The sequence below is a fragment of the Mesorhizobium sp. M7D.F.Ca.US.004.03.1.1 genome (genome assembly GCF_003998635.1).
In the GTDB taxonomy this organism is placed as follows: Bacteria; Pseudomonadota; Alphaproteobacteria; order Rhizobiales; family Rhizobiaceae; genus Mesorhizobium; species Mesorhizobium loti.
In genome coordinates this window covers 1-7,037 of record NZ_RZQG01000258.1, presented here as the reverse complement: position 1 = coordinate 7,037, position 7,037 = coordinate 1, and the positions used below count along the sequence as shown (strand labels likewise).

Here is a 7,037-nt window from a genome sequence, read left to right as displayed (position 1 = left end):
CCCCGACACCAAGCGCGTCCACACCTCCTACGCGCTGGCCGCGACGACGACGGGACGCTTGTCATCCTCCGACCCGAACTTGCAGAACATTCCGGTGCGCACCGCCGAAGGTCGCAAGATCAGGACCGCCTTCATCACCGACAAGAGCCATCGGCTGGTCTCGGCCGACTACAGCCAGATCGAGTTGCGCGTCCTCGCCCATGTCGCCGAGATTCCGCAACTGCGGCAGGCCTTTGCCGACGGCGCCGACATCCACGCTATCACTGCGTCGGAAATGTTCAATGTGCCGGTCGAGGGCATGCCTTCGGAAGTCCGCCGCCGCGCCAAGGCGATCAATTTCGGCATCATCTACGGCATTTCGGCCTTCGGTCTCGCCAACCAGCTGTCGATCCCGCGCGAGGAAGCGAGCAACTACATCAAGAAATACTTCGAGCGCTTCCCCGGCATCCGCGACTACATCGAGGAGACCAAGGCCTACGCTCGCGAGCACGGCTTCGTCGAAACCATCTTCGGGCGCCGCATCCACTATCCCGATATAAGATCGTCCAATCCCTCGCTCCGCGCGTTCAACGAACGCGCCTCGATCAACGCCCGCCTGCAAGGCACCGCCGCCGACATCATCCGCCGCGCCATGATCCGCATGGAGGAGGCGCTGGAAAAAGCGGGCCTTTCAGCACGCATGCTGTTGCAGGTGCATGACGAACTGATCTTCGAGACCGTAGAGGCCGAAGTCGAGGCGACGATCCCGGTCGTGCGTCACGTCATGGAAAACGCGGCGATGCCTGCGGTATCGATGTCGGTGCCGCTACATGTCGACGCGCGCGCCGCCAACAACTGGGACGAGGCGCATTGATGCATATTACCCTAACCTACAAGGGTCCCGTGCAAGGCAATGCGAGAAAGCAGAGCGATGTGTGGCGACTCAGAAAATCGTTTCACAAACAATTATGTAAGCTCAGTTCGACGGATGAGTTCGGCTATGTCGAGAAATATGCCGACCAGGAAACAGAAAATCTACATCCAAATATTGGCATCGAGGTCGCCAACTCGCGATACGTTCCGTTTGTTACATCTAAGATGAAAACCCGCTGCTCACTTTACATCAGAGTACTGAGAGGCGTTAGGCAATACAATCCAGTACTCGGAAACGTCGATCTGGACAACAGAGTAAAAACACTAATTGATGCACTGCGAGCTCCCCAACAAGTGAGCGAGACAAAAGAATCCGACGGAACAGTCAAATAGTCCTCCTAGAAGACGACTCTCTGATCGATGGAATAACAGTGAAATCAGACCACTACTTAGATGAGGATGACGATGGCGTCGTTTTGGCAATTGTAACTGCTAATATCCATCTCGCGCATGCGACTTGGGCCAATATGCATCTAGGCTCAGGACCTATTAAAACTCTTGCGGCGACGCCAAACGGCTGATTCATTTGCGGTGCGAGGAGGCGCTGCAATGAGTGATTTGATCTGGCTGTCGGAGGCGCAGATGCGTCGGATCGAGCGGCATTTCCCGCTGTCTCACGGTGTGCCGAGGGTCGATGATCGGCGGATCGTCAGCGGCATCATCTTCGTGATCAGGAACGGCCTGCGGTGGCGCGACGCACCCAAAGAGTATGGTCCCCACAAGACGATCTACAACCGCTTCATCCGCTGGAGCCGCCTTGGCGTATTCAATCGGATATTCGCCGAATTGGCGGCAAAAGGCGGCAAGCCCGATCAACTGATGATCGATGCCACCCATTTGAAAGCACATCGAACGGCCGCCAGCCTGCTAAAAAAGGGGCTGTTCCCCGACGTATCGGGCGAACCAAGGGCGGCCTGAACTCCAAGCTGCATGCTGTATGCGATGGACATGGCCGGCCGCTGATCATGCTGCTCAGCGAAGGGCAGATGAGCGACTACAAAGGCGCCGCGCTCATGATCGACGCCTTCCCGAAAGCCGCAGCCTTACTTGGTGACAAAGGCTACGACGCCGACTGGTTCCGCACGGCCCTGGCCGATCGCGGCATAGCCGCCTGCATCCCGTCCAAAGCCAATCGCAACCTGCCGATCCCGCACGACACCGTGCTATACAAAAGCCGCCACAAGATCGAGAACATGTTCGGCAGGCTCAAGGACTGGCGGCGCATCCACACCCGCTATGACCGCTGCGCCCACACCTTCATGTCCGCGATCTGTATCGCTGCAGCCGTAATCTTCTGGCTCTGATCAATGAGTCCTGAGCCTAGTTCTGGGTGTCACTTTCCGCCGGCTTGCTGGGGCGGGCGCTGCCAGATTTCACGATCGGCAAATCTTTGCCAGGCGATTGAAGTTTTGACAGGCCTCGTAAATGACCGACGCGGCTGCCGGTGAAAAGCATTGATCAGGCGGCTACTTTTCAAGGCATATGTCAGGCTTCAAATTCCCGACCCGCTGTATCTGGCGGCTTCCTTCCACAATGCGAGCGCAACGGCAGGTGTCCGTCCCTTCACCTCATATTTGCGATCCCGGTAACTTCCCGCTGCAATCCATACGGTCTTTGAGCGTCGGTAGATCATAATGCCTCGTGCGCTCGCCCAATTGCACAGTTTTTCATCATTCCTATACATCGCCTCTGCTCCCGTTACCCCATCGAGTTCTTCGATGCATCAAACGTGCCACAATTACGTGTAGCTAATGTTACATTTGCCTTGGTTGTGCTGCTACTAGCGGCGGCGCATAGTTTGGATCGTGCGCAAATAGGCGCGAGATGCTTGTCGGATGCGGTGCGTTGGGAGCGTCACTCCAACTCGATAGTCTTGCGTGTCGCTTTTCGGGCGCCAGGCTTGCGCTTTGTCATGGCGGTCCCTGTCGAGATTGGCGCCTCTGAGGAAAGCCGCAGTTCTCGCAGCCGGGCCGTCTTTGCCTCACGCGCCTGACGTTCGATGGCGATGATGGATTGAGCCTCGCGGGTGGCACGTTCAATCCGGTCTTTGTCCTGAGGCAGTCTGGTCAAGGAAGTCTCTCCTGTCTTTCGATGGCACCCAAAATGCTGGCCGGGAGAAAACGTTCCGACCCACAGCGCCTCGGTACGGAAAAAACATCATCCCGCTCCGATCTCATTTGTTGTTGAGAGCGTGCGCAAAGCCGCCATGTGCGAGGGGTCACCGGCCACGAAACGGGCGCTGATGCTTGAAGGTGTGATGTACTCCCGCCCCGCCAGGAGACATCGGATGGAAGACGACCAAGGCCCCAGCGGCGTGATATCCGTTCTCGATTCCCACATTTTGAGGGATGCCTTCAAGGCTTCCATTGCCGAGTTGCGGCTGCCTGAAGCGAAATGGGCGGAACATGCCACGGCGATGACGAGCGAACTCACGGGCAATCTCGACGTCGGCGCCGGCGTCATCGAATGGATCATCCGCAAGTGAGGCCGCCAGTCCCCATCGACCTAGTGCACGCCGCAGACTTGGCGCACGCCGCAGACTTGGCGCACGCCGCAGACCTGGTTCACGACAAAGCCGAGGGTCACCTGGCGATGGTGACGCTGGGTCTGTACGCCACTCTCAAGGGCCTCGCGGCTCCTGTCGAATTGCTGGCCGAGGCTTTAACGCTCAAAGCCCCTATGGATGCTTTCTCTGGAGGGTGTGGCGACGAATTAGCGGAGGGATCCGCTACATTTGCTTGAGGGAAGCGCGATGCTCCGTCGCCACGCGAACCAACTGTCTCGGCAGAGGATGGTTCCGCGATTGCTCGCTTGTCTCCACCGGGCGACGGAGGGATTCGTTCCGCCCCCGGGTATTCAATACCGGGGCCGTTTATCGGAGACCACGACAAGCCTCCCCCCAACATTTTGGCATCGTTTGCACACCAGCTTCGATGCCAACCGCTTTTCGGTGATGAAATCATAGTGGGTGCCGTAGATCTCGATCAGGCCATCGAGATCCAGCGAACGCAAATGACCGCAGCGCGCATTGCCGCAATATGCACTGAGGCCCATGCCTTGTTCACGAAGCTCACCGAGCCTGGTGGGCAGCGCGACTGGAATCAGGATATCTTCGGACATTGCGGGGTTCGCCACCACCACGAGAATGGGTTTTCGAAACTCGGCCCGGTCAATGTCGCCGATCGCGTGGACTGCCTTTTGTTCTGCGACACCTATAAGGGAATCGATCTCTTCCATTGCTTCGATATGGCCGCGAACAGACAAAGCCCTTCGCAGCACATGCAACGCATCTCTCGTTTCGCAAAGTGTCGTCCGCAAGGTGAGAGGCATTTTCGCGCTTACTTCTTCATGTAGCTGTCGGGGAGACAATCGGCTTCAACCGCTGCCGCAATGAAGGCTCGATGGACGTCCCTTGTGCTGCAACATCCCACTCTTTCCCCCACCAGGGCAGCAAGCGCAGCCAGAAACATTGGCCCATCGGATGGCCAGCCATCCGCCAAAGCGTCGGCCATTTGAGGAAGTGTGCAAAGGACGGAGATGGTGCCGTCACTTCTTTCGATGGGAATTCCGGAAAACATATTTGGCTGGCTGACTGTCATCGCATAGCTCCCGCTGGGGCGGGAGAACGGTAATCTCTCTCAAGCACCAGCGCCCGTGCCACAGCTGATGACAGATTTACTTAACCACCTAAACAAGGTTCCGTCTATTAACTATGACGCATTGGGGGAATAATATTCAATTATTCTCACTTTGCAATTTACTTGCGGATAACAGTACGATTCCGACATTTCTCCATCGAGTATTGGTACAGAACCGACAATGTTGAGCCGACCGGAGGCAACAGGCGCCGTGCCCGGTCATCAATCCCCCGAGCCGGTCTCTCCCAAAAGCCTGCTATATTCAGCTTCTGGCTCCCCATATCCACCATTGGCCAGCGCAATCAGTCCAGGGCGGTCCAGTATGATGACCTCACCCCGGCGCGACCGGATCAGAGCAAGGCCTTCCAATTCTTGAAGGGCGATGGTGACGCCTGGCCGTCTGACGCCCAGCATCGTGGCGAGAAACTCGTGGGTAATGGAAAATCGTACTCCCACCACGCGGTCGTCGCACATCAGCAACCACCGGGCCAGACGGCTCGCCAACCGCAGCCGCGCGTTGACAAGCGCGGTACATCCGGTCTGGATCTGCAGAGAATTGACGAAGCGCAACAGGAACAAGCGCAAGGTGGGACTGGTCGTCAAAGCCGCATTGAAGCTGCCTGCGTCCATGCGCATCGCTTCGCCTTCGAGTTGCACGAAGCAGGCTTGCGGTGCGCGGTCGTCGCCCATCACCAGCGAATATCCGGCCATCCCTTCATTGCCGATGAAGCCGATCTCGGCCTCGTGTCCACTGGGCGTGCGCGCGACGACCGACGCGATTCCGTGCTCGATGAAGTAAACGGCTTCAATCGGCACGTCGGGCGTCACGAGGGGCATTCTCAGCGGCAGGGCTACCCGGTGCAAATCCGGTTCGAGCAGCGCAAGGTCCTCGGCGGTCATCCTTCGCAACAGTTCATTTCGGAACTGGTTGTCCAAAGCCAGTGCCTGGCCAGCGACAGTCGATTTTGGGATTTCGTAGTTCAATATGCAGCTCCCGCAGGGGCGGGAGTACGATCGGCACTCTCAAGCGCCAGCGCCCGTTAAAGTGGCCAGCGACGGGGAAGTGTACGCTTTCGACAATCCGATAGCGAGTCATTCCGTGCCGGGTTGCTATTCGGAATCTTTTCCCTGGAGGGGGCGTGGTGACGAATTGGCGGAGTGCTCCACCGCATTCGCTTGAGGGAAACGCGATGCTCCGCCGCCACCCGAACCAACTGTCCCGGCAGGGGTTGGTTCCGTGAGTGCTACCTCGACCGCCCACAAGGCAGGCCTCTGTACCGATGAGGTTTGGGGATCGACCTCGCCGAGCCATTCGTCGTAGCTGAAGCGCATAGCGGCAAGCAGTTCCGCGGGCATGTCCATGCCGCCTTGAAAAAGCTCCATGGCACGGCACCCGAGACGTTCCCTGGCCGGGTGGCCCGCGGCAATGCCGGCCTGGCGGCAATAGTCATCGAGCACTTTACCCAGGATCGAAAGCTGATCTGAATCCGCCGACCCGTTGAAGATCATCGCGCTTCTCCCATCGTTGGGGCGAAAGCGCGATCTGCTCTTTCAAGCGCCAACGCCCATTCAACGGCCAGCGACAAGCGCACGGTATGCTTCCGACCATTGGTTAGCGAGTCCCGCGAACTGTCCGGAAGCGTACCAAGCAATTCGCTTAATTGTTCGCCTGGCGGTAACTGGGTAGCTTTGCAACGCGGCGGACCTTAGATGCCGCCTTGGCCGACGCGGGACCCGGCCCCCCGCCCAACCTAACCCCCGCGTCGGCCATCGATAGCGGTGCCTTTATTGGCGGGCCTTGCGAATGGGACGCTTGATGCCGAGAGACGAAATCGCCTAATGCCAAAAGACAGATTTGAGTGCCTGCAGGAAGCGCCCGGCAGCTGGATGGTGTGGGACCATACGGGTGGAGCGCCGGCAAGGCTCGGCGGCGTCGAGTTGCGAGGCCAGGACAAGCACCGGGCAGAGATCGCGCGCGACATCCTCAGGCGGATCTTTCGGACTGGCCGGGATGTCGACGCCGCGAAGAGCGACCCTTCGGACGCATGAGGCGCAACCAGGTGCTGCGTGTTCCTGCGCGGCGCCCTCTGCGCGCAGAAAACCCGCCACCGACGCAAATCGTGACAGGTCTCCCGGAGTAGACCGGGCGTCCCACCGCCAGGTCTATTTTCAAAACTTCACGGCGGGACAATTGTTCCGCCAAACCGGAAACCAGTGCGTTCCATGGGGATAAAAGAAACCCCGCCGGCCGGAGCCTGACGGGGCATTTGATTGGAGGTGTTCCGGATCGAATGGGAGACGATCCGGGGGAAGAACGCAAAGGCCGCGCAAAGGTTCCGGACGGTGCTGAAGTACATCGCGGGAATGCCCTGTGGCGGCGTCAGCCTGACGGGCCGATCGGGTCCGATGACGGGATTGCCTGCGCCGTCAAGGCCGACAGTTTCTGCCGTTTGACCAGCACCGGCTTTTCATAGGTCTTCTTCATGG

At 58.5% G+C, this 7,037-nt stretch carries 8 protein-coding genes; 4 read left to right on the top strand and 4 right to left on the bottom strand.

All coding sequences use genetic code 11. The annotated features are described in order from the left end of the window. The 3 genes from EN935_RS16270 to EN935_RS16255 all read left to right on the top strand — a co-directional run. Nucleotides 1-853: DNA polymerase (locus EN935_RS16270; protein WP_245488986.1), on the top strand; the 853-nt coding region annotated here is incomplete at its 5' end. A gap of 608 nt (nucleotides 854-1,461) precedes the next feature. After that, nucleotides 1,462-2,216, top strand: a protein-coding gene (locus EN935_RS16265; protein WP_127266283.1) for an IS5 family transposase whose coding sequence is annotated in 2 segments (ribosomal slippage) — nucleotides 1,462-1,795 and nucleotides 1,795-2,216 — 756 coding nt in all. Because the reading frame shifts where the segments join, the coding sequence is not laid out codon by codon here. Nucleotides 2,217-3,199: 983 nt separating this feature from the next. Beyond that, complete coding sequence (locus EN935_RS16255) at nucleotides 3,200-3,397, top strand: hypothetical protein (protein ID WP_127264491.1); 198 nt, start codon at nucleotides 3,200-3,202, stop codon at nucleotides 3,395-3,397. Between the two features lie 371 nt (nucleotides 3,398-3,768). Here the strand turns inward: EN935_RS16255 and EN935_RS16250 are convergent, their stop codons facing one another. The 4 genes from EN935_RS16250 to EN935_RS41450 all read right to left on the bottom strand — a co-directional run bounded on the left by EN935_RS16250 (nucleotide 3,769) and on the right by EN935_RS41450 (nucleotide 6,059). Continuing rightward, a complete protein-coding gene (locus EN935_RS16250) occupies nucleotides 3,769-4,242 on the bottom strand; it encodes a hypothetical protein (protein ID WP_126069858.1) in 474 nt (157 codons plus the stop codon). 8 nt (nucleotides 4,243-4,250) lie between these two features. Next, nucleotides 4,251-4,511, bottom strand: coding sequence for a DUF982 domain-containing protein (locus EN935_RS16245; protein WP_127264492.1), 261 nt, complete (start codon nucleotides 4,509-4,511; stop codon nucleotides 4,251-4,253). Nucleotides 4,512-4,772: 261 nt separating this feature from the next. Continuing rightward, a complete protein-coding gene (locus EN935_RS16240; protein WP_126071149.1) occupies nucleotides 4,773-5,450 on the bottom strand; it encodes a Crp/Fnr family transcriptional regulator in 678 nt (225 codons plus the stop codon). A gap of 210 nt (nucleotides 5,451-5,660) precedes the next feature. Further along, nucleotides 5,661-6,059, bottom strand: a complete 399-nt coding sequence (locus tag EN935_RS41450; protein ID WP_206532386.1) for a hypothetical protein — start codon at nucleotides 6,057-6,059, stop codon at nucleotides 5,661-5,663. 330 nt (nucleotides 6,060-6,389) lie between these two features. Here EN935_RS41450 and EN935_RS16230 point away from each other — a divergent pair, with 330 nt between their 5' ends. Continuing rightward, complete coding sequence (locus tag EN935_RS16230; RefSeq protein ID WP_109660501.1) at nucleotides 6,390-6,599, top strand: hypothetical protein; 210 nt, start codon at nucleotides 6,390-6,392, stop codon at nucleotides 6,597-6,599. The last annotated feature ends 438 nt before the right edge of the window (nucleotides 6,600-7,037 follow it).